Annotated in this window: 22 protein-coding genes and 2 tRNA genes; 10 read left to right on the forward strand and 14 right to left on the reverse strand. The window is 58.2% G+C overall.

Going from position 1 to position 19,361, the window contains the following annotated elements:
- Positions 1-141 precede the first annotated feature (141 nt).
- From dnaB to AB9N64_RS22235, 6 genes are read right to left on the reverse strand one after another with little or no spacing between them, the layout of a single operon-like run.
- Positions 142-1,491, reverse strand: coding sequence for a replicative DNA helicase (gene dnaB, locus AB9N64_RS22210; RefSeq protein WP_008437319.1), 1,350 nt, complete (start codon positions 1,489-1,491; stop codon positions 142-144).
- Positions 1,488-1,706: a hypothetical protein gene (locus tag AB9N64_RS22215; protein WP_008437317.1), complete on the reverse strand. Its 219-nt coding sequence runs from the start codon at positions 1,704-1,706 to the stop codon at positions 1,488-1,490. The genes dnaB and AB9N64_RS22215 overlap by 4 nt, the downstream gene beginning before the upstream one ends.
- The gene (locus AB9N64_RS22220) at positions 1,690-2,409 is read right to left on the reverse strand and encodes an HNH endonuclease signature motif containing protein (RefSeq protein WP_020301295.1); all 720 of its coding nucleotides are present in this window, start codon (positions 2,407-2,409) and stop codon (positions 1,690-1,692) included. The genes AB9N64_RS22215 and AB9N64_RS22220 overlap by 17 nt, the downstream gene beginning before the upstream one ends.
- Positions 2,406-3,107 (reverse strand): DUF2786 domain-containing protein, encoded by a 702-nt coding sequence (locus AB9N64_RS22225; RefSeq protein WP_008437315.1) that lies wholly within the window; start codon positions 3,105-3,107, stop codon positions 2,406-2,408. The genes AB9N64_RS22220 and AB9N64_RS22225 overlap by 4 nt, the downstream gene beginning before the upstream one ends.
- On the reverse strand, positions 3,104-3,862 hold the full coding sequence (locus AB9N64_RS22230) for a hypothetical protein (RefSeq protein WP_008437314.1): 759 nt from the start codon (positions 3,860-3,862) through the stop codon (positions 3,104-3,106). The genes AB9N64_RS22225 and AB9N64_RS22230 overlap by 4 nt, the downstream gene beginning before the upstream one ends.
- 1 nt (position 3,863) lies before the next feature.
- Positions 3,864-4,724, reverse strand: a complete 861-nt coding sequence (locus AB9N64_RS22235) for a ParA family protein (protein WP_008437313.1) — start codon at positions 4,722-4,724, stop codon at positions 3,864-3,866.
- A gap of 242 nt (positions 4,725-4,966) precedes the next feature.
- Here AB9N64_RS22235 and AB9N64_RS22240 point away from each other — a divergent pair.
- Both AB9N64_RS22240 and AB9N64_RS22245 read left to right on the forward strand, forming a co-directional pair.
- Positions 4,967-5,043 (forward strand) — tRNA-Pro (locus AB9N64_RS22240).
- Positions 5,044-5,337: 294 nt separating this feature from the next.
- On the forward strand, positions 5,338-6,279 hold the full coding sequence (locus AB9N64_RS22245) for a transposase (protein ID WP_172832683.1): 942 nt from the start codon (positions 5,338-5,340) through the stop codon (positions 6,277-6,279).
- Positions 6,280-6,339: 60 nt separating this feature from the next.
- Here the strand turns inward: AB9N64_RS22245 and AB9N64_RS22250 are convergent, their stop codons facing one another.
- From AB9N64_RS22250 to AB9N64_RS22260, 3 genes are read right to left on the reverse strand one after another with little or no spacing between them, the layout of a single operon-like run.
- The gene (locus tag AB9N64_RS22250) at positions 6,340-7,638 is read right to left on the reverse strand and encodes an NAD(P)/FAD-dependent oxidoreductase (protein WP_014716868.1); all 1,299 of its coding nucleotides are present in this window, start codon (positions 7,636-7,638) and stop codon (positions 6,340-6,342) included.
- Positions 7,639-7,698: 60 nt separating this feature from the next.
- Positions 7,699-7,872, reverse strand: a complete 174-nt coding sequence (locus AB9N64_RS22255; RefSeq protein WP_014716869.1) for a DUF3094 family protein — start codon at positions 7,870-7,872, stop codon at positions 7,699-7,701.
- Positions 7,873-7,926: 54 nt separating this feature from the next.
- Positions 7,927-8,556: a DUF1780 domain-containing protein gene (locus tag AB9N64_RS22260; RefSeq protein ID WP_003188431.1), complete on the reverse strand. Its 630-nt coding sequence runs from the start codon at positions 8,554-8,556 to the stop codon at positions 7,927-7,929.
- A gap of 129 nt (positions 8,557-8,685) precedes the next feature.
- Here AB9N64_RS22260 and AB9N64_RS22265 point away from each other — a divergent pair, with 129 nt between their 5' ends.
- Together AB9N64_RS22265 and AB9N64_RS22270 are read left to right on the forward strand one after the other, a co-directional pair.
- Positions 8,686-9,375: an energy-coupling factor ABC transporter permease gene (locus AB9N64_RS22265; RefSeq protein WP_038448869.1), complete on the forward strand. Its 690-nt coding sequence runs from the start codon at positions 8,686-8,688 to the stop codon at positions 9,373-9,375.
- A 64-nt stretch (positions 9,376-9,439) separates the two neighbouring features.
- On the forward strand, positions 9,440-9,655 hold the full coding sequence (locus AB9N64_RS22270) for a hypothetical protein (protein ID WP_003171680.1): 216 nt from the start codon (positions 9,440-9,442) through the stop codon (positions 9,653-9,655).
- Here the strand turns inward: AB9N64_RS22270 and yacG are convergent.
- The 4 genes from yacG to AB9N64_RS22290 are packed head-to-tail and all read right to left on the reverse strand — an operon-like array spanning position 9,652 to position 12,540.
- Positions 9,652-9,852 carry a DNA gyrase inhibitor YacG gene (gene yacG / locus AB9N64_RS22275; RefSeq protein WP_003188437.1) on the reverse strand — a complete coding sequence of 67 codons (201 nt, stop codon included), beginning with the start codon at positions 9,850-9,852 and terminating at the stop codon, positions 9,652-9,654. The genes AB9N64_RS22270 and yacG overlap by 4 nt on opposite strands.
- Positions 9,849-10,472 (reverse strand): dephospho-CoA kinase, encoded by a 624-nt coding sequence (gene coaE / locus AB9N64_RS22280; RefSeq protein WP_032903992.1) that lies wholly within the window; start codon positions 10,470-10,472, stop codon positions 9,849-9,851. The genes yacG and coaE overlap by 4 nt, the downstream gene beginning before the upstream one ends.
- Positions 10,469-11,335, reverse strand: a complete 867-nt coding sequence (locus tag AB9N64_RS22285) for an A24 family peptidase (protein ID WP_371359664.1) — start codon at positions 11,333-11,335, stop codon at positions 10,469-10,471. The genes coaE and AB9N64_RS22285 overlap by 4 nt, the downstream gene beginning before the upstream one ends.
- On the reverse strand, positions 11,332-12,540 hold the full coding sequence (locus tag AB9N64_RS22290) for a type II secretion system F family protein (protein ID WP_019816978.1): 1,209 nt from the start codon (positions 12,538-12,540) through the stop codon (positions 11,332-11,334). Before AB9N64_RS22290 ends, AB9N64_RS22285 begins: the two co-directional genes overlap by 4 nt.
- Before the next feature lie 201 nt (positions 12,541-12,741).
- On the opposite strand from AB9N64_RS22290, the gene AB9N64_RS22295 reads away from it, so the two are divergent.
- The 3 genes from AB9N64_RS22295 to AB9N64_RS22305 all read left to right on the forward strand — a co-directional run bounded on the left by AB9N64_RS22295 (position 12,742) and on the right by AB9N64_RS22305 (position 13,750).
- On the forward strand, positions 12,742-13,155 hold the full coding sequence (locus AB9N64_RS22295; protein WP_014716874.1) for a pilin: 414 nt from the start codon (positions 12,742-12,744) through the stop codon (positions 13,153-13,155).
- Positions 13,156-13,219: 64 nt separating this feature from the next.
- Positions 13,220-13,295: transfer RNA gene (locus AB9N64_RS22300), tRNA-Thr, on the forward strand.
- Positions 13,296-13,444: 149 nt separating this feature from the next.
- Positions 13,445-13,750 carry a DUF6388 family protein gene (locus tag AB9N64_RS22305; protein WP_014716875.1) on the forward strand — a complete coding sequence of 102 codons (306 nt, stop codon included), beginning with the start codon at positions 13,445-13,447 and terminating at the stop codon, positions 13,748-13,750.
- A 49-nt stretch (positions 13,751-13,799) separates the two neighbouring features.
- Here the strand turns inward: AB9N64_RS22305 and nadC are convergent, their stop codons facing one another.
- Positions 13,800-14,648, reverse strand: coding sequence for a carboxylating nicotinate-nucleotide diphosphorylase (nadC, locus tag AB9N64_RS22310; RefSeq protein WP_014716876.1), 849 nt, complete (start codon positions 14,646-14,648; stop codon positions 13,800-13,802).
- Between the two features lie 246 nt (positions 14,649-14,894).
- On the opposite strand from nadC, the gene AB9N64_RS22315 reads away from it, so the two are divergent.
- The 3 genes from AB9N64_RS22315 to ampE all read left to right on the forward strand — a co-directional run bounded on the left by AB9N64_RS22315 (position 14,895) and on the right by ampE (position 18,500).
- The gene (locus AB9N64_RS22315; protein ID WP_019816976.1) at positions 14,895-17,042 is read left to right on the forward strand and encodes a DUF1631 domain-containing protein; all 2,148 of its coding nucleotides are present in this window, start codon (positions 14,895-14,897) and stop codon (positions 17,040-17,042) included.
- A gap of 61 nt (positions 17,043-17,103) precedes the next feature.
- Entirely contained in the window at positions 17,104-17,667 is a 564-nt protein-coding gene (gene ampD, locus AB9N64_RS22320) for a 1,6-anhydro-N-acetylmuramyl-L-alanine amidase AmpD (protein WP_014716878.1), read from the forward strand.
- Positions 17,664-18,500, forward strand: coding sequence for a regulatory signaling modulator protein AmpE (gene ampE / locus AB9N64_RS22325; protein ID WP_371359665.1), 837 nt, complete (start codon positions 17,664-17,666; stop codon positions 18,498-18,500). The genes ampD and ampE overlap by 4 nt, the downstream gene beginning before the upstream one ends.
- The last annotated feature ends 861 nt before the right edge of the window (positions 18,501-19,361 follow it).

Below are 19,361 nucleotides of genomic sequence, written 5' to 3' on the forward strand. Positions count from 1 at the left end.
AAGTAGGGCAAATAAGCTCGTCCACTTCACCGCCGGGTAAGGCTGGAGCGCCACTCACTTGATGTTTCGGGTGGTGGCTATCGCATTGAAGGCACCAGTGAGTGATGCGTACGAGAGTATTCATCGCTGAGGTGTGCTTTTTCATAGTTGAGCCCCTTGCCAGCCGGCGTTGGGACTGAGGTTGGCAAACCGGGTCTGATTGGCGATGAAGGCTGTTCGTACGGTCCCAGTTGGGCCGTTACGCGCCTTGCCGAGAATGATTTCTGCAATGCCTTTGTGTTCGCTCTGAGGGTGGTACACCTCGTCCCGGTAGACGAACATAATCAGGTCCGCGTCCTGTTCAATCGCACCGCTATCACGCAGGTCTGCGTTGATCGGACGCTTATTTGGCCGTCGCTCCAGTTCTCGGTTGAGCTGGGAAAGCGCAACCACCGGGCAATTCATCTCTTTCGCTAGGGCCTTGAGGGACTGGGATATAGCGCTGATCTCGTTGGCCCTGTTTTCCTGACCTGGGCAGCGCATGAGCTGCAGGTAATCGATCAGGATCAAGCTCGGGTGTCCGAAGCGACGAGCTGCTCGACGAGATTTAGCTCTGATTACTGCAGGCGTGAGCGCTGATGAGTCGTCGATGACCAGCCGCTCTCCATAGCCATTAATACGAGAAACCGCTGCAGTCAGCTTCGGCCAATCATCATCATCGAGCTTGCCCTTCAATAGCCTGCCCAGATCGATATGGCCTAGGATGCCCATCAATCGATACATCAGTGCTTTGGCCGGCATTTCCATGCTGAAAACCTGAACTGTACGATCAAGCTTTGCCTGCAGAGCCGTATCTATGAAGTTCAAGGCCAGAGAGGTCTTCCCCATAGACGGGCGCGCGCCGAGGATGATCAGGTCGGCTTCTTGAAAACCCGACGTCAGCTCGTCCAGGTCCTCCAGGCCTGAAGGCAGGCCGGTCACGGTGATATTGCCGTTGAAATGTTCGTCTATTTGTTCGACGACGTTCGTCAGGCATTGGTTGATATTGACGAATTCCGTTGCGCTCTTGCCTTCACCCAGAGCGAACAGTTGCTGTTCAATTGATTCTTGAACATCCTCCGCACTTGCCAACGGGTCTGTCGCCTCGCGAGAGCATTGGTATCCAAGGGACATGAGCTGTCTGAGCCGAGAGCGATTACGCACGATGGATGCGTAATGCTCGATGTTGGCTACAGACGGCGTGTTTTTGGCCAGCTCGCCCAGATAGCTCAGCCCTCCGGCTTCGTCTGGCTCCTCCAACGCGTTGTGGACGGTGACGATGTCGAACGGAATGGACTTGTCAGCAAGGCTTGCCATTGTCCGGAACAGCAACCGATGGTCGTGTCGGAAAAAATCAGAGGCATCCAGTTTGTCTGCGACGAGATCCCAGGTGTTGTTGTCGAGCAGTAGCCCACCTAACACACCTTGTTCAGCCTCTACGGAGTAGGGAGGTGAGAGGTCAAGGTGATTCATTTCCCAGACTCCTGGCCTATCTGAAGAAAACCACTCCCGTTGCGTGCCCCCAGGGCTTTGACCATGTCGACTTCAACCTTCGCTGAATTGATCATGACCTGAGCAACCTCGGCAACCGCTTTGGCCCGTTCGATTTCCATTGGTCTTTCTGGGTCCAGGAGGCTCTCGATCGCGACGAACAGGTGATTACGTAGATCTTCAATCTTGTTCTTCATGTTCAACCTCCCGGATGGTGCGTTTGAGTTTGCCGATAGCGCGTATTGCGGATTTCAGCTCTTCCGGATACCGATGAATGGTGTTCCGACGCATACGTTCTGCTCTCGTCAGCAACTCCAGGTTATTCAGGGCTATATGGGCCTTGTTGCCGTCCTTGAAGCACACGCACATGTTTATAGGGACTGGTCCGTGATGCTCCTCCCAAAGCAGTACATGCACGGCTTTCCAGTCAACGGGTGGGTAACCGGTATCGGTGATTTTCTTCTGCTGATAACCGTCAGGAGTTGTGCGCAGGCTGCCAATAGGCAGCCAGTTCCCCGGTTTATTGCCGGCCTTAAACTGCGTCTGAGTCATACGGCCAGAGGAGGGGAGCCCCTTAAGGCCCTTATTCCATGGGACGGATCCCTTGGGAAAGCGGAATTCTGCGCCCAACTTGCCGTCAAGCCGGCCACAGAGACTACTGCGAAGAAACTCGGCGCTTTTGCTCAAGCCCAGCCGTTTGGCTTTGGCATAGACCTGATAGACGCTGAGCCCCAATTCGGCGGCTAGGACCTGAGTCGGTTCATTGGGATAGCGGGCAATGAGCGAGCGCTCTTCTGCCTCACTCCAAACATGGTGTTTGTGAACCGGGGCAAGCCCAAGTTGGGATCTGGCTTGTTCCAGCGCCGCCATGGCCAAAGGTGAAAGCGAATGAGTTCTCATTGGCTCCCTCCATGCCCAAGGGCTCCTTGTGACTGCTGTCCGACACCACGATGCAGCCTGGCATGCTTGCCCTGGTCCCATCCCGCTTGCAAAGAGCGGGTGTCATGACCTTTGGCTTCGATGGGCTTGATAATGGCTAGCGTTAGTTTTGGATGATGCCATTCCAGGTAGGCTTGGATCTCCAGCGCAGTGTTTTCGTCTATCCCACCTGCAAACTGGTTCACCTTAGAGGCGACGGCATTGAGCCAGCCCTCGGCAAACAGTTGGCCGCGGTGACGTTTGGTTTTCAGTTGGCAGCGCTTCTGCTGGGCAACATGAGCTCGTCGGGCTGCGACAAGCTGGTGATGCAGCGTTGAATAGGTGTGAGCTGCCAGATCGGGTGAAATACCTTTCCCCAAGAACTTGAAGGACCAGCCAAGTAGCGGATTGAAATACGCCAAGTGGCTGCAATCGAAGGCTTGGGAACAGATTGAGGCCAGGTTGTGCAGCCAATCCTGCGGTGCCCGACGGGTTTTGGTACCCACAATGGATTCTTCGATTGTATGGGCAGCGACTTCGGTGTGTTCCAAGTTGTACTGATTCATCAAATGGCGAGCTTGACGAAGTGCAATTTCCACTTCGTTTGGGGCAGCGCCTTGTGACTTGGCCAGCGCCATGAGTTTGGCGACCTTGCTGAGGACTTTTTGCTTGTCCATCATTCACCCCCTTCCTGTTGGAGGCGGGGGGAGAGCGCCTCTGACCACAGGCGAAGTGTTTCTTCCTCATCAGCAGAGAGGTGAGTCCGGGCAAGGCAGTCCGCAACCTTCTGTTTCAGGGCATCAAGGCGGTCTTGAACACTTGACCCATCGTCGTAAGCAATCTCTTGCTCAACAGCTTGCACAACGTCATTACGAAGAGAGAGAACCGTGCTTATCCAAAAAGCACTTGGGCTGGTCCAGCCAATGAGCTTTCGAGTTCTGGCAGGCGACAGGTAATCACGGAGCCTGAGATTGAACTCCCTAGGGGAATAACCATTCCTGAAAACGTCTGCTCGATTAAGCGTCAGCGCTGTTTTAAGAATATCTAGAAGAGGGTCCAAAGCCGTTGGCTCAGGAGCAAAGGGTTCTAAATATGTTTCAGCTACCAGGCGTTTGGCTTCGGCATATCGACTTTGCTGACGGCGTTTGGCTTGGTTTTCGTCGCGGCCGCGCTTTTCCTTCGCGTGCTTAATGTTCGAGTTCACTGACTCGATAAGCTTCGCGGCGTCCTGCAAAAGCTGAAGCTGGTCAACGCTCAACTGAGCGCCAATCCGACCGGGTAATTGGTAACCGCTTGTCAGGGCTCGGATTTCTCGTGCGGTTCCACTGAGCTTGGCTTGCAAGCTGCGCAATTGCTGAGCGCTGTAGTACTTGCCAACCTCTAGGATGAGGTTTGCAGTAATACTGCGGGCGTCGGTAATGGAGGGCTTCGCCATTTCAACGACCCTCCCTCACCAAGTTAGCTACCTTTTCCTCGGTCATGGCCTCGAAGCGGTCACGCCATTCTGGAAAAAGCTCAATGGCCAATTGGCGGATCACGACAAGGGCTGCAGGGGATATGCGGTTGGAAGGCTGTCTGTATTCCAAGCGGTGTACTGGGACGCCCAGGGATGAACTGTTACGAAACACCACTGCGGAGGGGACGACGCATTCCAGAACGTTGATTTCGTCATTGTCCTGGAAAATTTCCCGTACCGACTGCTCGATCATTTGCGCGTCGGTGGTTTGGTCGAGATTGTTGACGACGATCCGCACAGGAGGGATTTTCATGCCCAGGCGCCCATAGGCGCGCAGGCCGTCCAGCATCTGCATGGATCCCCGGCTGAACTCCCGTGCAGCGAGCATATTGGGCGGAAGTGGGGATATGACCAAATCAGAGGCTAGGACCACCATTTCGAGCATTGCCGACCTGGCGCCTTGGGTGTCAATCAGTACCAGGTCGAAATGATCTTTGAAGCCCGGCATCAGGTTGGCGAGTCGCAACCGTCCGTCAGGTGCTTGCAGGATCAGGCTGTTCAGTTGGTTGTTGATGTCGTTGGAAATGACAAGCGACAGGTTTGGTATCGTGGTGCTGGATATGATCTTGGCTGATTCGGTGATATTGAATGCCAGCAGGTCGTAGATGCCTCCTTGAGCTTCATCGACCAATTGGTAATACGAGGAGAGCGAAGGCTGTGCAGGATCTAGGTCGATCATGAGCACGCGCAGGCCTGCATCCGCACAAAAAGCGCCGAGGTTGGCCTCGATGGTAGTTTTGCCTACGCCGCCTTTGGTCGAAACGACCGCAGAGATTTTCATGGTTTGGAGCCTCTAATGTGGGTTCATTAGAGGCTGCGAGGCCACGGAAACAGCTATGTGTAGCGAACACGATCCTGGGCTATGAAGCACTAAAACCAATTGTCTTTTAACCAATTGGTCGTAGGTTCGAATCCCACACGACCCACCATTTTTGAGACCAGTTAACGCTGGAATCGAATCTTAAGATCAGAGGCCAAAAGCGCTGATCGGAGAAGGCGACTGAAAGGTCGCCTTTTTATTACCGGGGTATAGCGCAGTCCGGTAGCGCGCCTGCTTTGGGAGCAGGATGTCGGGAGTTCGAATCCCCCTACCCCGACCATATTAAAAATCCTCGTATCGAAAGATACGGGGATTTTTTTTGTGCTCGCAAATTCTGAATTCACCGCAAAATAAAGTGGGAGCGGGCTTGCTAGGACTTGAAGGGAGGAGAAGGGACAAAGCCCGATTCTGACTGTTGACGCAGTACAGACCGTGGGAGATTTCGCCCCTCCTCCTTTCACCCAAGCGCCGATAAAGAATGCATCTGGCTATGACCGACGATAGGAACAAGCCTGCGCCTCTGGGTGAGCCCTTCAAGTGCTCAAAACCTTAGCCCGGAGGAAGCCCCATGGCAATGCCAGTTTCTGTCTCAAAGCCAATCGTAGGCGTCGATGTCGCTAAGAATGAACTGGTGATTTATCACGCTGAAGTCGATCTGTTAGAAACAATCCCAAACACCAAAGCCGCTATCAAAAAATGGCTGAAGGCCTTGTCCTGCAAAGTGGCCATCGCAATTGAAGCCACCAATATCTACCACTTGGAGTTTGCTGATCTAGCTCATGAAGCTGGTTGCGTGGTTTACATGGTTGGAGGTTATGAGCTCAAGCATTACCGCGAAAGCGTGAAGATCCGGGCCAAGACCGATGCTTTGGATGCCAAGTTGCTCGTCCGCTATTTGAGAAAGGAGGCAGACGAACTGCGTCCCTGGACACCTCCATCACCGCTGTATCGCCATCTTCTAAGCCTGTTTCGTCGGCGCGCAGCCTTGGTTCAGGCGCGCGTCAGCCTGACGCAAAGCTGGGCGAACGAGCCGCTTCTTAAGGCCTCGTTTGCCGAGCAGGTGAAGTCGATGCAGAGACTGGAAGGGTTAATCGAAAAAATGATCAGTGACTGCCTGAAAGAAGCAGGTTTACTGGGTCAGTTGAAGCGTTGCTTGAAAGTCGAAGGTATCGGTTTTTTGACTGGCGCGCGTTTGATTGCCACCTTCCAACGGGGAGAATTCAGGAATTCGGACGCGTTTATCGCCTTTCTTGGTATGGATTTGCGCGTCAACAAGTCAGGACAGAAGGATGGTCGTCGTAGTTTAAGTAAGCGCGGCGACTCAGAAGCTCGGCGCCTGCTGCATAACGCAGCGATGGCGGCTAGCCGAACAGAGACATGGAAAGCGTTTTATCAAGCACAGAGGGCGCGAGGCTATAGCACCACACAGGCGCTGGTAATACTGGCCCGCAAGCTTGCTAGGGTGGTGTTCGCTCTGCTGAAAGGGCAAAGCGAATATCAGCCAAAAGTTGGTTGAGGGTTGCCCCTCAACCATAGAATCTCCCACATTTACCAGGCCTCCGTCGAGACCAGGTTGTTAATGCAATTTAAGGCGTGGCTCGGTGCCGCGGCCGATCTTGCTGCCCAGCATCAGCATCGCCGTGCGGAAGAACCCATATAGCGCCATCTGGTGCATGCGGTACAGCGACACGTAGAACATCCGCGCCAGCCAGCCTTCCAGCATCACACTGCCCGTCAGATTGCCCATCAGGTTACCCACCGCGGAAAAGCGCGACAGCGAGATCAGCGAGCCGTAGTCGGTGTACTTGTAGGTCGGCAGCTCCTTGCCTTCGATTCGTAGCTTCAGCGACTTGGCGAGCAATGAGGCCTGTTGGTGAGCCGCTTGGGCCCGTGGCGGTACATTGCGGTCGGTGCCCGGCTGCGGGCAGGCGGCGCAATCACCAAAGGCGAAGATATTTTCGTCGCGGGTTGTTTGCAGGGTTTGCAGGACTTGCAGCTGGTTGATGCGGTTGGTTTCCAGGCCGTCGATGTCCTTGAGGAAACCGGGGGCGCGGATACCGGCCGCCCAGACCTTGAGGCTGGCCGGAATCACCTGGCCGCTGCTGGTGATCAAGGCGTCGGCAGTTACTTCACTGACCGCCGAGTTGGTCAGTACCGTCACCCCTAGTTTTTCCAGGGTCTTGTGCACTGGCCCACCGATCCGCTCCGGCAGTGCAGGTAATACCCGCGGGCCGGCTTCGATCAGGGTGATGTGCATGTTTTCTGGCTTGATACGGTCAAGGCCATAGGCAGCCAGTTCATGGGCGGCGTTATGCAGCTCGGCGGCCAGCTCGACCCCGGTGGCACCGGCGCCCACGATGGCGACGCTGATCTGTTCAACGGCGTCGGTCTGCCCGGCATGGGCGCGCAGGTAGTGGTTGAGCAGTTGCTGATGGAAGCGCTCGGCCTGCTTGCGGGTATCGAGGAACAGGCAATGTTGCGCTGCGCCCTCAGTGCCGAAGTCGTTGGTAGTACTGCCTACCGCAATCACCAGGCTGTCATAGCCCAGCACGCGGGCAGGCACCAGTTCGCGGCCTTCTTCGTCGAGGGTGGCGGCCAGCTGGATTTTCTTCTGCTCACGATCAAGCCCGCTCATACGGCCCAGCTGGAACTCGAAGTGGTTCCATTTGGCTTGGGCGACATAGTTGAGTTCGTCTTCCGAGGAATTCAGCGAGCCGGCCGCCACTTCGTGCAGTAACGGCTTCCAGATGTGGGTCAGGTTGGTGTCGACCAGCGTGATGCTGGCCTTGCCACGCTTGCCCAGAGTCTTACCCAGGCGGGTAGCCAACTCCAGGCCGCCGGCACCGCCGCCGACGATAATAATACGATGGGTCATGGGGATATCTCGCAAGGCTAAAAGAAATCGGAGCAGTTACCCTCGCGAGCGCCAGGCGGCTCATAGCGTCAGGTAACTCAATAGGCGGCTCAGCGCACCGAGCCCGATTACCACGACCAGCACCACGCAGAGGAGCAGCCACGGCCGGAAAGGCTTGCGCTCGACTCTGTGCTGGGTAAGTCGCAGGTACTCTTCGACACGCTCTTGGTCATCGGGTTTCAGGCGGCTGGTCATAAAGGCCTCGTCAGGTAGACGTTGCAAAGGGGCGCCACGTTACAGCCAGGGGCATCAAAGGCTGATGCCGACATCAAACACTATGCTGCGGCCCAGGTTGTTGCGCAAGAAGTCCGGCGCGTCGGGATGTGCAAACAGCACCCTGGCAAAGGTTGGCCCCACCAGTGACAGCGAGCGCCAGCCTTGGCGCAGGTATTCGGTCGGCGGCGGAAAATGGCTGTTGAGGTCCAGCACTTCGCGTTTGAGGCTGGTAAACGCAATGAGGTCCAACTCCCCCAGGTCCATGCCGCGTTCTTTGTAGTTGTGGGCTTTTTTACGCAGTGTGGGGGCCAGGCGCAGCAGGAATTCATGGGCGGGAATGCGCCGTGGCTTGGCTTCGCGCCGTACCAGTTGGCTCAAGGAGAAAGCACTGCGCCTGCGCAGCAACTCATCGCGCCACTCGTCGTTCAGGCGACGGCCCTCGTCCAGCACAAAAAAGACCTCGAAGCTGGCGTCGCGAAACAACACGTCGGGCGGCTCCTGGCCCGCAGCGTGAAACTCTTCGACGCGGTAGGGCACGTTCAAGCCTTGCAGCAGGCGCTGGCAGACCCAACGCTCACGCTCCCACTTGCGGGCATTGGACAGAAACGCATTGGCTTGTTCGGCTGCTACGGTGAGCAGGCGCAAATAATCTGAGTCATCCATAGTCGCAGCTTAGCGTTCAAATGATGACCACAGGAAGTCTTGCCTTAAAAACGCGGGTGTAGAATGCTGATGTGGAGCAGGCCCAGGGACGAGGTGTGTGATGAGGTTTTTGGTAAAGGCAGAGCATCCGTGATCAGTGCAGCGGTTCTGGCACCCCAGACGCTCGGCCTCGGCTGGCTGGTGTATGCGCCCGTGTTGATGTGGGCGATGCTGCGCTCGCCATGGGTGGAGCTGTTTGCCGACCGTCGGCGCCAGCATTTGCTGTTCGGCACGGTGTTCGCGCTGTTCATGCTGTGGCTGGTGCGACGGGATTTCGATACCGGCGTGTCCTACCACTTTATCGGCATGACCGCCGTGACCTTGCTGCTGGATTGGCCGCTGGCAATCGTCGGTGGCTTTGCCGCCCAGCTTGGCTTGATGCTGTTGGGGCGCCAGGATCTGGCCGCGCTTGGCGTCAATGGCCTGCTGCTGATCGTGCTGCCGGTGCTGGTCACCGAAGGGTGCGCGCTGTTTGTAGAGCGGGCGCAGCCGCGAAACCCCTTTGTGTATATCTTCTGTTCGGGCTTTTTTGCTGCCGCCCTCTCGGCATTGCTATGCCTGTTGGCCGGCTTGGGCTTGTTGTGGTTCGACGGTCTTTTTGCGATGCCTGAGTGGTTGGAAGATTTTGTCGGTTACCTGTGGCTGATCATCTTTCCCGAAGCCTTTATCAACGGCATGGTCATCAGCGCGCTGGTGGTGTTTTGCCCGGAATGGCTGGAGACGTTCAACCGCACTCGCTACCTCTCGGCGCCGTGGAAGGACGACGATTCGCGGCGTTGATCCAGGTCAAATGCCAGGCCGCGGCGCGGGTCCATGCTCTGCAAAATTTTCAGGAGCACGGACAATGAGTGTGTACGAGTGGGCACGGCAGGAGTTGCGCAGAAGCCAGGATGCAGCGCAGGAAATCGGTTTTGACCCCGGCTTGACCTTGCGGGCCATGCTCAGTGCGGTCGTGCAGCAAAGCAAGGGTGTACGCAGTTTTGAAGACCTGGCCGACGAGTTGCAATACCTTGCAGAGAACCTCGACGACCAGCAGGAATATGCCTTTATGCGCCCTTAGTGGCGTGGCGGCAGGTCTTCGGAAAACAGTTCATCTTCGGCGTCGGGGGCCACGGGAATCTTGTGTTCTTCAGCGGCCCAGGCGCCCAGGTCGATAAGCTTGCAACGGTCCGAGCAGAACGGTCGGTTGAGGTTGGTCGCTTTCCATTCCACGGGTGCACCGCAGGTTGGGCAGTCGACGGTCAAGGGTTGGCTCATGATCGGCCTCCACGCAAAGTAAGGTAAAAGTGGTGCAGTCGCTCGACCTCGCCGTGCAGCCAGGCGAGGTCCTTATCGTTGACCAGCACGTCATCGGCATGGTTCAGGCGGTCTTCGCGGCTGGACTGGGCCTTGAGAATCGCCTGCACCTGTTGTTCGCTGATGCCGTCGCGCTGCAGGGTACGCTGAATCTGCAGTGATTGCGGCACGTCGATCACCAGGATGCGCTGGGTCATGCTGTACTGCCCGGACTCGATCAGCAGCGGCGACACCAGGATCGCGTAGGGCGATTGGGCGCGTGCCAGGTGGCTGCGAATTTCCTCGGCGATCAGCGGGTGCAGCAAGGCTTCCAGCCACAGGCGCTCTTGCGGGACCTCAAAGATCAGTTTGCGCAGCGCGGCACGGTCCAGTTGGCCGTCGGCTTGCAGCACGTCGCTGCCGAAGTGTTCGGCGATGCGTGCCAGGGCCGGGCGGCCAGGCTCGACCACCCAGCGCGCGGCGTGATCGGCATCCACCAGGTCGATGCCCAGCTTGATAAAGTGCTCGGCCGCAGCACTTTTGCCGCTGCCAATGCCGCCCGTGAGCCCAAGAATCCAGGGTGTTGCAACAGAAGTGGTCATCTGAAACCGACAGACTGCAAATAGAAGTCGGTTATTTGACCACCCCAGAGCAATGCAATCCAGCCGGCAATTGCCAGGCAGGGGCCAAACGGCATCGGCGCTGACACCTGGGCCTTACGCAAACGCAGCAGGATCAGCCCGGCAAGCACGCCCAGCAGCGAGGCCATCAGCAGGGTCATCGGCAGAATCTGCCAGCCGCCCCAGGCTCCCAGCAAGGCCAATAACTTGAAGTCGCCATGGCCCATGCCGTCTCTGCCGGTGGCCATCTTGAACAGCCAGAACAGGCACCACAAGCTCATGTAGCCGATAACCGCGCCCCACACTGCATCGGACAGTGGCGTCAACAGGTCAGCACTGTTGAGGATCAGCCCCAGCCATAGCAGCGGCAGCACCAGCACATCCGGCAGCAGTTGGTGGTCCAGATCAATCAGGCTCATGCCCAGCAAGCCCCAACTCAACAGCATCACCGCGCCGGCTTGCCAGCCGAAGCCGAAGTGCCAGGCGACAGCGGTTGAGATCAGCGCGCACGCGAGTTCGGTGAGGGGGTAACGCAGGCCGATGGGCTCACGGCAGTGGGCACAATGCCCCCGGAGCAACAGGTAGCTGAGCACCGGGATATTTTCCCAAGGCCGAATCGGTTGATCGCAGCGCGGGCAGCAGGAGTTCGGACGCATCAGGTTATAGGCCGGCCCACCGGGCTCGGCTGGCAAGTCGAGAATCTCATGGGCCTGGGCACGCCATTCCCGCTCGAGCATTTTGGGCAGGCGCCACGCCAGCACATTGAGGAAGCTGCCGACGATCAGGCCCAACACCAGCGCCAGGCCAACAAACGCCCAGGGATGTTCGCTCAGCAGCAGGCTCAAAATGCCGTCCCCAATTGGAACACCGGCAGGTACATGGCCACTACCAGCGCGCCGACAATCCCTCCCAATACGACCATGATCAGCGGCTCCATCAGGCTGGTGAGGTTGTCGACCAAGGTATCCACGTCTGACTCGTAGTGGTTCGCGACTTTTTCCAGCATGCGGTCCAGGGTGCCGGACTCTTCCCCGATTGCGGTCATCTGGATCGCCATGCCTGGGAACAGGCCGCTGTTATGCATCGATTGATTCAACTGCATGCCTGTGGATACATCGTGGCGCATACGTTCGATTGCCTGTTTGAAGGGGCCATTGCCGACGGCGCCGGCCACCGAACCCAATGCCTGTACCAGAGGGACGCCCGCCGCAAAGGTGGTGGAAAGTGTACGAGCGTAGCGGGCGACCGCAGATTTGTGCAGCAGTTTGCCTGCCATGGGCACTTTCAACAAACCTGCTGCCCACCAATGGCGAAACCCCGGGTAAGTACGGTAGGCGTGGCGCCCCACAACCAGCGCCGCGCCCACACCCAGCCCCAGCATCCACCACGCCTGTTGCAGCAGTTCCGACAGCGCGATGACCCCCAGGGTAAACCCCGGCAATTGGCCGTTGACCCCGGCGAACAAGTTCTGGAATTGCGGCACCACATGGATCAACAGCACTGTGCTCACCCCTGTGGCAATTACCAGTACCGCGAAAGGGTAGGTCATGGCTTTCTTGATCCTGGTTTTGAGCCGTTGGCTTTTTTCCAAATGAATCGCCACACGCTCCAGCAGGGTTTCCAGGGCGCCGGCCATTTCGCCAGCCGCCACCAGATTGCAGTACAGCTCATCGAAGTGGCGGGGATATTGACGCAGGGCAGCGGCCAACGGGTGGCCGCTGGCAATATGCTGTTTCAACGCCTTGACCAGTTCGCGCAGTTGTGGGTTTTCGACGCCTTCGCTGATGATGTCGAAGGCGTGCAGCAGCGGGATGCCGGCTTTGAGCAAGGTGGCCAACTGGCGAGTGAACAAGGCGATATCTGCAGGCGTTATTCGCGTCTTGAAGATGTGTAAACCATAAGATTTCTTGCGCACACGCTCAGGGCAGATCCCTTGCTGGCGCAGTTGTAGCTTGATCAGCGCAAGGTTATGGCCGGCGATTTGCCCGGACACCCGGCGCCCTTTGCGGTTGATGCCTTCCCAGGCATAAATTGTCGACGTGTCGTTCATGTGAGGTTGACGCACCCAGGTCGTGAAGAATTTATAGCTTAGTCAGGCGGCGGATTCGGACAGGCTGGCGCTAGGCGATAAAATGTCAGATTGTGCGTCTCGCAGGCGATGGACTGCGTGGGGATGAGTACACTGGCGCCGTTGCACACTACGGGGCGCAGGACGTGCCTTGTCATGGTTCTATTCTGGAGAGTGAAAGAGATGCGTCAAAAAGGTTTTACCTTGATCGAGTTATTGATCGTCGTGGCAATCATCGGCATTTTGGCCACCATTGGCCTGCCCATGTACACCAAGCACCAGGCCAAGGCCAAGTTCACCGCGGGGTTGGCTGAAATCAGCGCGTTAAAGGCCGGCTATGAGGACGTCATCAACCAGGGCACCACGCCGACCCTTTCCCTCATCGGGGGCACCAGCCCTACCGCCAACTGCGCGATCGAGGTGACAGGCGATGTGGCCTCGGGCGCAGGCACCCTGCGTTGTGAAATCCTCGATGCACCCGCGCCCGTGCTCGGCAAGACCATCACCTTGACCCGCAGCGCCACCACCGGCTGGAGCTGTGCCACCACGGTAGAGCCGCAGTACGCTGCCAAGGGCTGCGGCGCCAACGGCGCGTGACAGTCGCCGGGCGGTGAGCGAGCAAGTTGCTGCATGCCCAATGCAGTGCTAGCTTTAGCCCACCGCCCGTGTAGCTCAGCCGGTAGAGCAGCGCACTCGTAACGCGAAGGTCGCAGGTTCGATTCCTGTCTCGGGCACCACAGGCACCACTGTTTCAGCGGCAATGTTTTCAGATGATCCCAGAATGGTTCTGAAGGCCAGGTGAGCCGGGCATTTGCGCCCGCTCTTTTGTAACTGCGCAACCTTGAAGACCCAGATGCATTCCCATTCCTCGATCTAAGAGAACAATATGACCACGACCGAAATGACCCAGGCCGCTCGGCACGAACAAGCACTCAAGCACTACCTTGAGGACACGCCGCAGCTTAAAGAAGAGATCAAGGACCTGAGTGCCGACGATCAGCGCGACCAGATTCAGTGGGCATTCGAAGATGAGGCCGAGAGTCAGGGCTACCAGCCTTGGGAGCTGACCCTCAAGTACACCTCGACACCACAAGAGTTCGAAGCTGCGCGGTTGGCCTTGCACAAAGAGGCGGCCGAGGTGCTGGGTGTCGATTGGGAAGAGTACTGCGAGATGAATAATCTTGTAGTTTAAAAGCAGCCTGTAGGAGCGAGCTTGCTCGCTCCTACAGTTACGGCATCTTTCAGATACTGAGGCGCATCGACAGGTCCACCGCCTTCACATCCTTGGTCATCGCACCGATGGAGATGTAGTCCACGCCGGTTTCAGCGATAGGCAGCAAGGTGGTTTCATTGATCCCGCCGCTGGCTTCCAGTTTGGCCTTGCCGGCGTTCAGGCGCACGGCTTCGCGCATGTCGTCCAGGCTCAGTTCATCCAGCATGATGATGTCGGCACCCGCCGACAGGGCTTCACGCAACTCCTCCAGGTTTTCCACTTCGATTTCCACGGGCTTGCCCGGCGCGATCTTGTGGGCGGCGGTGATTGCTTGGGCAATACCACCGCAGGCGGCGATGTGGTTTTCCTTGATCAGGAATGCGTCATACAGCCCGATGCGGTGGTTGTGGCAACCGCCGCAGGTCACCGCATACTTCTGCGCCAAACGCAGGCCGGGCAATGTCTTGCGGGTATCCAGCAGCTTGACCTGGGTGCTGGCGACAAAGTCCGCCAAAAATTGCGCACGGGTGGCAACCCCTGACAGCAATTGCAGAAAATTCAACGCGCAACGTTCACCACTGAGCAGCGAGCGGGCAGGGCCCTCAAGGTGGAACAACGCCTGGTTGGGGCTCACCCGTTCACCATCAGCCACCTGCCAGTGCACGGCAACCCGAGGGTCCAGTTGACGAAACACTGCGTCCACCCACGCCGTGCCGGCGATAACAGCCGCCTCACGGGTAATGATCGTGGCCTTGGCCAGCCGTTCGGCCGGGATCAACTGTGCGGTGATGTCACCACTGCCGATGTCTTCCAGCAGTGCGCGGCGCACGTTGGCTTCGATTTCGGCGGTGAGGTCGGCAAGACGGAGGTTCGGCATAACAGGCTCCACAAACAAAGTGCCTCGATTATAGGGCCAGCGTGCGTTCTAACCCAGGCTCGCCACTCATTTACCGCACAAAGTCAGAGTGTGCTGGCGCAACTGCCCTCGTTTGCAAGATAATCTCGCGCCTTGCAATTGGCGTCATAGCTTTGACGTCTTGGTGGTGATCGGGGTATTTGCAGTGCCTGCCGGGCCTGCGCTCCGTCTCTCCACCTCTCAAAACCGCCGTTTCAGGAGGCCAGGATGCACAATGACGGGAAGGTGGTGCCTATCAACAGGGCGCAGGCCACGCCATCGCCGCTCGCGCGCCTGCCGGTGGTGTTGCTGCAGGTGCGTGACAAGGCTGCGCAACAGCTGCAGCAAGGCTTGCAGGAACTGTTCGATAACGCCGACGACACCCTGTTCGAAATGGCCGAAAAGGCCCGTAGCACCGTCGACCATCATATTTTTTTCGAGGCCATGCGCGACCTGCGCCTCAAGCGCAAGAACTTCGAGCGCGTGTTCATGGAGCAGCTGTTCGTGGCGTTCGCCAACCTTGGCCAGGCCCGGTGCAGCGGGGCACACCTGGTGCCGGTGGTGTCTTATGAGGAGGTCCCCGGCACCGGCGCCGATGACGTGGAAAAAGCCGTGGCCCTGGAGGCGATGCTCGGTCGTGTGCATCACCGTGATGGTTTGGCGCTGGGGCAGTTGAACGCGCGCGTAAGTGCATTGCTCGGCAGGCGCCTGGACGATCCTGAAAACCCATTGGGCCCGGCGCGGTTGTGCGAGTTTTTCCTGCAAGCAGGGCGCAGCCTGGGGGTGGAAATCCGCGTCAAGCTGGTCATGCTCAAGCTATTTGAGAAATACGTGCTCAGTGACGCAGACTTGTTGTATGGCGAGGCCAACCAATTACTGATCGCCACTGGCGTATTGCCGGAACTCAAGGCGCTCCCATCCCGTCGAGCCGGCGGACGTGCGGCCCGGGAGCACCAGCATTGCACCGGCCAGGCGATGGCCGACCCGCCGCTGGATAAAAGCGGCCAGCAAGCGTTCAGTGCCTTGCAGAAGTTGCTGGTAGCCGTGCGTGGCAGCGTGGCCCCGACCCTTGAAGCCAGCGCCGAACCGCAACCCGTTGTCAGCCGCGATCTGCTGCGTCTGCTGTCGCATCTGCAGCAATATGTACCGGAGCCGGAGTGCGAGGACGATTTCGACCTGCGCAACCAGCTGGAACAGCTGCTCACCCGGGTCAGTGTCAAAAGTGGCAAGTCGCGGGTGTTAGAAGAAGCAGACGAAGATGTGATCAATCTGGTCGCCATGCTGTTCGAGTTCATGCTCGATGACAGCAGTGTGCCGGACGCTTTCAAGGCGCTGATCGCTCGCTTGCAGATCCCGCTGCTGAAAGTGGCGGTGCTGGACAAAAGTCTGTTCAGTTGCGCGGAGCATCCCGCGCGGCGCTTGCTCAATGATATCGCGAGCGCCGTCATCGGCTGGAGTTCGCCCCATGACCACACACGGGACAACCTCTACCTGTGTATCGAGCAACTCGTACAGCGCTTGCTGAATGAGTTCGTCGAAGACCCGACGATTTTCTCCCAGTTACTCACCACCTTCAGCGAATTCATAGCCCAAGAGCGCAAGCGCAGCGAACGCCTTGAGCGATATACCCGTGACGTCGAGCAAGAGCATCTGCATATCAAGGTGGCGCGCCAGCGTGTGGCGCACGTGCTCAATCGACGGCTCGTGGGCGAAACCTTGCCGCAATCGGTGCTGCAATTTGTACAGCAGGCCTGGAGCCAGGTGCTGTTAGTGGCCGTTCTCAAGCACGGTGAACACTCGCTGCAGTGGCAGACGGCGCTGCGTACCCTGGATGAATTGGTCTGGAGCGTCGGCCTGCGTGAAGACACCGAAGCGGGCCGGCGTTTGCTCGAGCAATTACCCGGGCTGCTCAAGGCATTGCGTAGTGGGTTGGCCGATGCGGCGTTCGATCCTTTCAGTACCCGCGAGTTCTTCCTGCGGTTGCAGGCCATGCATGTTGAGCCGCTCGACAGTGAGGCGCTGGTTGAAGTCCGTGAGCCTTTTGCCCTGTGGGCTGGCCCGCCGGCTGCCGACGAACCACTGCCCCCTGATGACCCCGACCTGCTCAAGGCCCAGCAGTTGCGCGTCGGTGACTGGGTAGCGTTGCTGCAAAATGAAGCCGGTAACCTGCGCTGCAAGTTGACCGCAATCATGCCGCCCGCCGATACCTATATTTTTGTCAGCCGAGCGGGTCTTAAGGTGCTGGAGAAAAGCGCGGGCCAGTTAGCCTTGGCGTTCAAGCAGGGCGCCCTGCATACCTTGAATGATGGCCCGCTGTTCGAACGTGCACTGGCCGCCGTAGTGGGCGACCTGCGGCAACTCAATCGCGGCAAGTGATCGCAACCGCAGGGTGGAACGCGGCATACTGGTCACACCTCGTCTCATTCAAGGAGCCTGTATGCAGTTGGACCCCGCCAGCGGTTGGTGCCAGGGCATTCGTCATTGCCCTTCGCCCAACTTCAACGAGCGCCCTGAAGGCGAAATCTCGCTGTTGGTGGTGCATAACATCAGTTTGCCTCCGGCGCAGTTCAACACCGGTAAGGTGCAGGAGTTTTTCCAGAACCGCCTGGATATCTCAGAACATCCCTACTTTGAAGGGATTGCCAGCCTACGGGTGTCTGCGCATTTTCTGATTGAACGTGACGGCACTGTGACGCAATTTGTTTCGTGCCGTGACCGGGCCTGGCATGCCGGTATTTCCGTCTTTGAGGGGCGCGAGATCTGCAACGATTTTTCTCTGGGAATCGAGCTGGAAGGTACGGATGACCTACCGTTCACCGATGCCCAGTATGCGGCGTTGATCGACCTGGCACGCCAACTGTTGGCCGCTTACCCCGCGATCACCCATCAACGTATTTGTGGTCACAGCGACATCGCTCCGGGTCGCAAGACCGACCCGGGCCCCGCTTTTGATTGGATGCGCTTTCGCAGCGCCCTGCAGGATGGAGGACACGAACGATGAGTTTCCTGGTGTTGGTGCTGGCGGTATGGATCGAGAAGTTCTCGGCCTTGCGCCTGCGGTTGCAGCGCGACGGTGGATGGCTGCGTGAGCTGACCAAGCTGGAATCGAGCCCGCGCATGGGCAAGCGGCCCTGGTTGATCCTGCTGGTATTGGTGCTGCTGCCGGTGGCGTTGCTGGCGTTGTTGTTGCTGGTCCTGGAGCCAGTGGCCTATGGCCTGTTGGCATTGCCGGTGCACTTGCTGGTGGTGATCTACAGCCTGGGCCGTGGCGATCTATTGGCCGGGCTGGGGCCGTTTCGCGATGCCTGGCGGCGCGGTGACCTGCAAGCGGCCGAGCATGTGGCCGAACGCGACCTCAAGCTTGGCGCCGACAGTGGCGAGCAACTGCTGGAGCGTGTTCAGGGCTACCTGCTGTGGCAGGCGTATCAAAGCTTTTTCGCGGTGATTTTCTGGTATTTCCTGCTGGGCCCGGTGGCCGCCCTGGCGTACCGCCTGTTGGCGCTGGCCAGCGAAAACAGCCAGAACCCCTTGGTGGCCGAGCGCGCCACGCAATTGCGCCACGCGTTTGACTGGTTGCCGGTACGCCTGCTGGCGGCCAGCTTTGCCTTGGTGGGCAATTTCGTCGGGGTCAGCCGGGTGATGCTCCACGAACTGCTGAGCTGGGACATCAGCGCTGCCCAACTGATGGAAAAAGTCGGCCTGGCCGCCGCGGAAATTCCTCCCCCCGTGGTGGGGGCCGATGGCATCAACAGCCTGGATCGCCTGTGGGAGCTGCTGCTACGTGCGGCAGTGCTGTGGTATGCCGGGTTTGCCATCTGGACGGTGTTGCCCTGAGTAATAGCGGCGGGGTGCATCCATCACTCCCGCCGTTAACCTTACGTTACAAAACTCCCTTTCGAATTGAGCTATACAGATAGAGCGCCAAATAGTGGCTATCTGCCGTCGCCCTGCGCCTCAATAAAAATAAAAGAAGGGGAGGTCACCTGTGAAGAGCTTGCTTTATCCCGCCGTCGCGCTGATGAACCGCCTGAGCTTCGGCATGAAGTTCAGCCTGATCAGCGTGCTGTTCCTGCTGCCGATGCTGGCGACCAACTATTACCTGGTGCGCGACTCGTGGCGCGAATACCAGGGCACCCGCGTCGAACTGCAAAGCCTTGACCTGCTCGGCAGCAGTCTGGCGTTGCGTCGGGAGTTGGAAACCCTCAACAACCAGGTACAGATCAACGCCACCCTCGGCCAGTCAGGCAAAGCGGCAGACCTGGAGGCCAGGATCAGCGCCTTGGAAGCCAGTGTAGTGGAGCGCTTGCAGGGCTTGCACGCGATCGCGACCCAGCCCGAGCACGTTGCCGTCTTCGACAGTAAGCGCGATGAGTTGATCGCTGCGTTCAAGGCTCAGCAACAGGAAACCTCGTTGCTCAACAAAGCAGCGTTGATCGGCAAGTTACTCAACCAGGCCCAGATGTTCAGCCAGATTATTGCCAGCCAGGCCGGCTTGAACCGTGATCCGCAAAGTGATCTGCGCCAGCTCAGCGACCTGGTCACCACCGTCACCCCTCAGGTCACCCAGGCCTTGGGTGAAGGCCGTGCGATGGGCGCGTACTCCCTGGGGCAGGGCTTTATCAATTCGTCCTCCAGTACCCGTTTTGACGAACTGCTGCAGCAGCTGGAAAAACTCCATGGTGAATATGGCCTGAA

Origin of the sequence: Pseudomonas sp. KT_2_4 (assembly GCF_041410225.1) — a bacterium.
Classification (GTDB): domain Bacteria; phylum Pseudomonadota; class Gammaproteobacteria; order Pseudomonadales; family Pseudomonadaceae; genus Aquipseudomonas; species Aquipseudomonas paracarnis.

Bases quoted from the DNA above. Each gene is read 5' to 3' on its own strand.
- dnaB (WP_008437319.1), bottom strand. From the start codon at position 1,491: ATGAATCACCTTGACCTCTCACCTCCCTACTCCGTAGAGGCTGAACAA.
- AB9N64_RS22215 (WP_008437317.1), bottom strand. From the start codon at position 1,706: ATGAAGAACAAGATTGAAGATCTACGTAATCACCTGTTCGTCGCGATC.
- AB9N64_RS22220 (WP_020301295.1), bottom strand. From the start codon at position 2,409: ATGAGAACTCATTCGCTTTCACCTTTGGCCATGGCGGCGCTGGAACAA.
- AB9N64_RS22225 (WP_008437315.1), bottom strand. From the start codon at position 3,107: ATGATGGACAAGCAAAAAGTCCTCAGCAAGGTCGCCAAACTCATGGCG.
- AB9N64_RS22230 (WP_008437314.1), bottom strand. From the start codon at position 3,862: ATGGCGAAGCCCTCCATTACCGACGCCCGCAGTATTACTGCAAACCTC.
- AB9N64_RS22235 (WP_008437313.1), bottom strand. From the start codon at position 4,724: ATGAAAATCTCTGCGGTCGTTTCGACCAAAGGCGGCGTAGGCAAAACT.
- AB9N64_RS22245 (WP_172832683.1), top strand. From the start codon at position 5,338: ATGCCAGTTTCTGTCTCAAAGCCAATCGTAGGCGTCGATGTCGCTAAG.
- AB9N64_RS22250 (WP_014716868.1), bottom strand. From the start codon at position 7,638: ATGACCCATCGTATTATTATCGTCGGCGGCGGTGCCGGCGGCCTGGAG.
- AB9N64_RS22255 (WP_014716869.1), bottom strand. From the start codon at position 7,872: ATGACCAGCCGCCTGAAACCCGATGACCAAGAGCGTGTCGAAGAGTAC.
- AB9N64_RS22260 (WP_003188431.1), bottom strand. From the start codon at position 8,556: ATGGATGACTCAGATTATTTGCGCCTGCTCACCGTAGCAGCCGAACAA.
- AB9N64_RS22270 (WP_003171680.1), top strand. From the start codon at position 9,440: ATGAGTGTGTACGAGTGGGCACGGCAGGAGTTGCGCAGAAGCCAGGAT.
- yacG (WP_003188437.1), bottom strand. From the start codon at position 9,852: ATGAGCCAACCCTTGACCGTCGACTGCCCAACCTGCGGTGCACCCGTG.
- coaE (WP_032903992.1), bottom strand. From the start codon at position 10,472: ATGACCACTTCTGTTGCAACACCCTGGATTCTTGGGCTCACGGGCGGC.
- AB9N64_RS22290 (WP_019816978.1), bottom strand. From the start codon at position 12,540: ATGAACGACACGTCGACAATTTATGCCTGGGAAGGCATCAACCGCAAA.
- AB9N64_RS22295 (WP_014716874.1), top strand. From the start codon at position 12,742: ATGCGTCAAAAAGGTTTTACCTTGATCGAGTTATTGATCGTCGTGGCA.
- AB9N64_RS22305 (WP_014716875.1), top strand. From the start codon at position 13,445: ATGACCACGACCGAAATGACCCAGGCCGCTCGGCACGAACAAGCACTC.
- nadC (WP_014716876.1), bottom strand. From the start codon at position 14,648: ATGCCGAACCTCCGTCTTGCCGACCTCACCGCCGAAATCGAAGCCAAC.
- AB9N64_RS22315 (WP_019816976.1), top strand. From the start codon at position 14,895: ATGCACAATGACGGGAAGGTGGTGCCTATCAACAGGGCGCAGGCCACG.
- ampD (WP_014716878.1), top strand. From the start codon at position 17,104: ATGCAGTTGGACCCCGCCAGCGGTTGGTGCCAGGGCATTCGTCATTGC.
- ampE (WP_371359665.1), top strand. From the start codon at position 17,664: ATGAGTTTCCTGGTGTTGGTGCTGGCGGTATGGATCGAGAAGTTCTCG.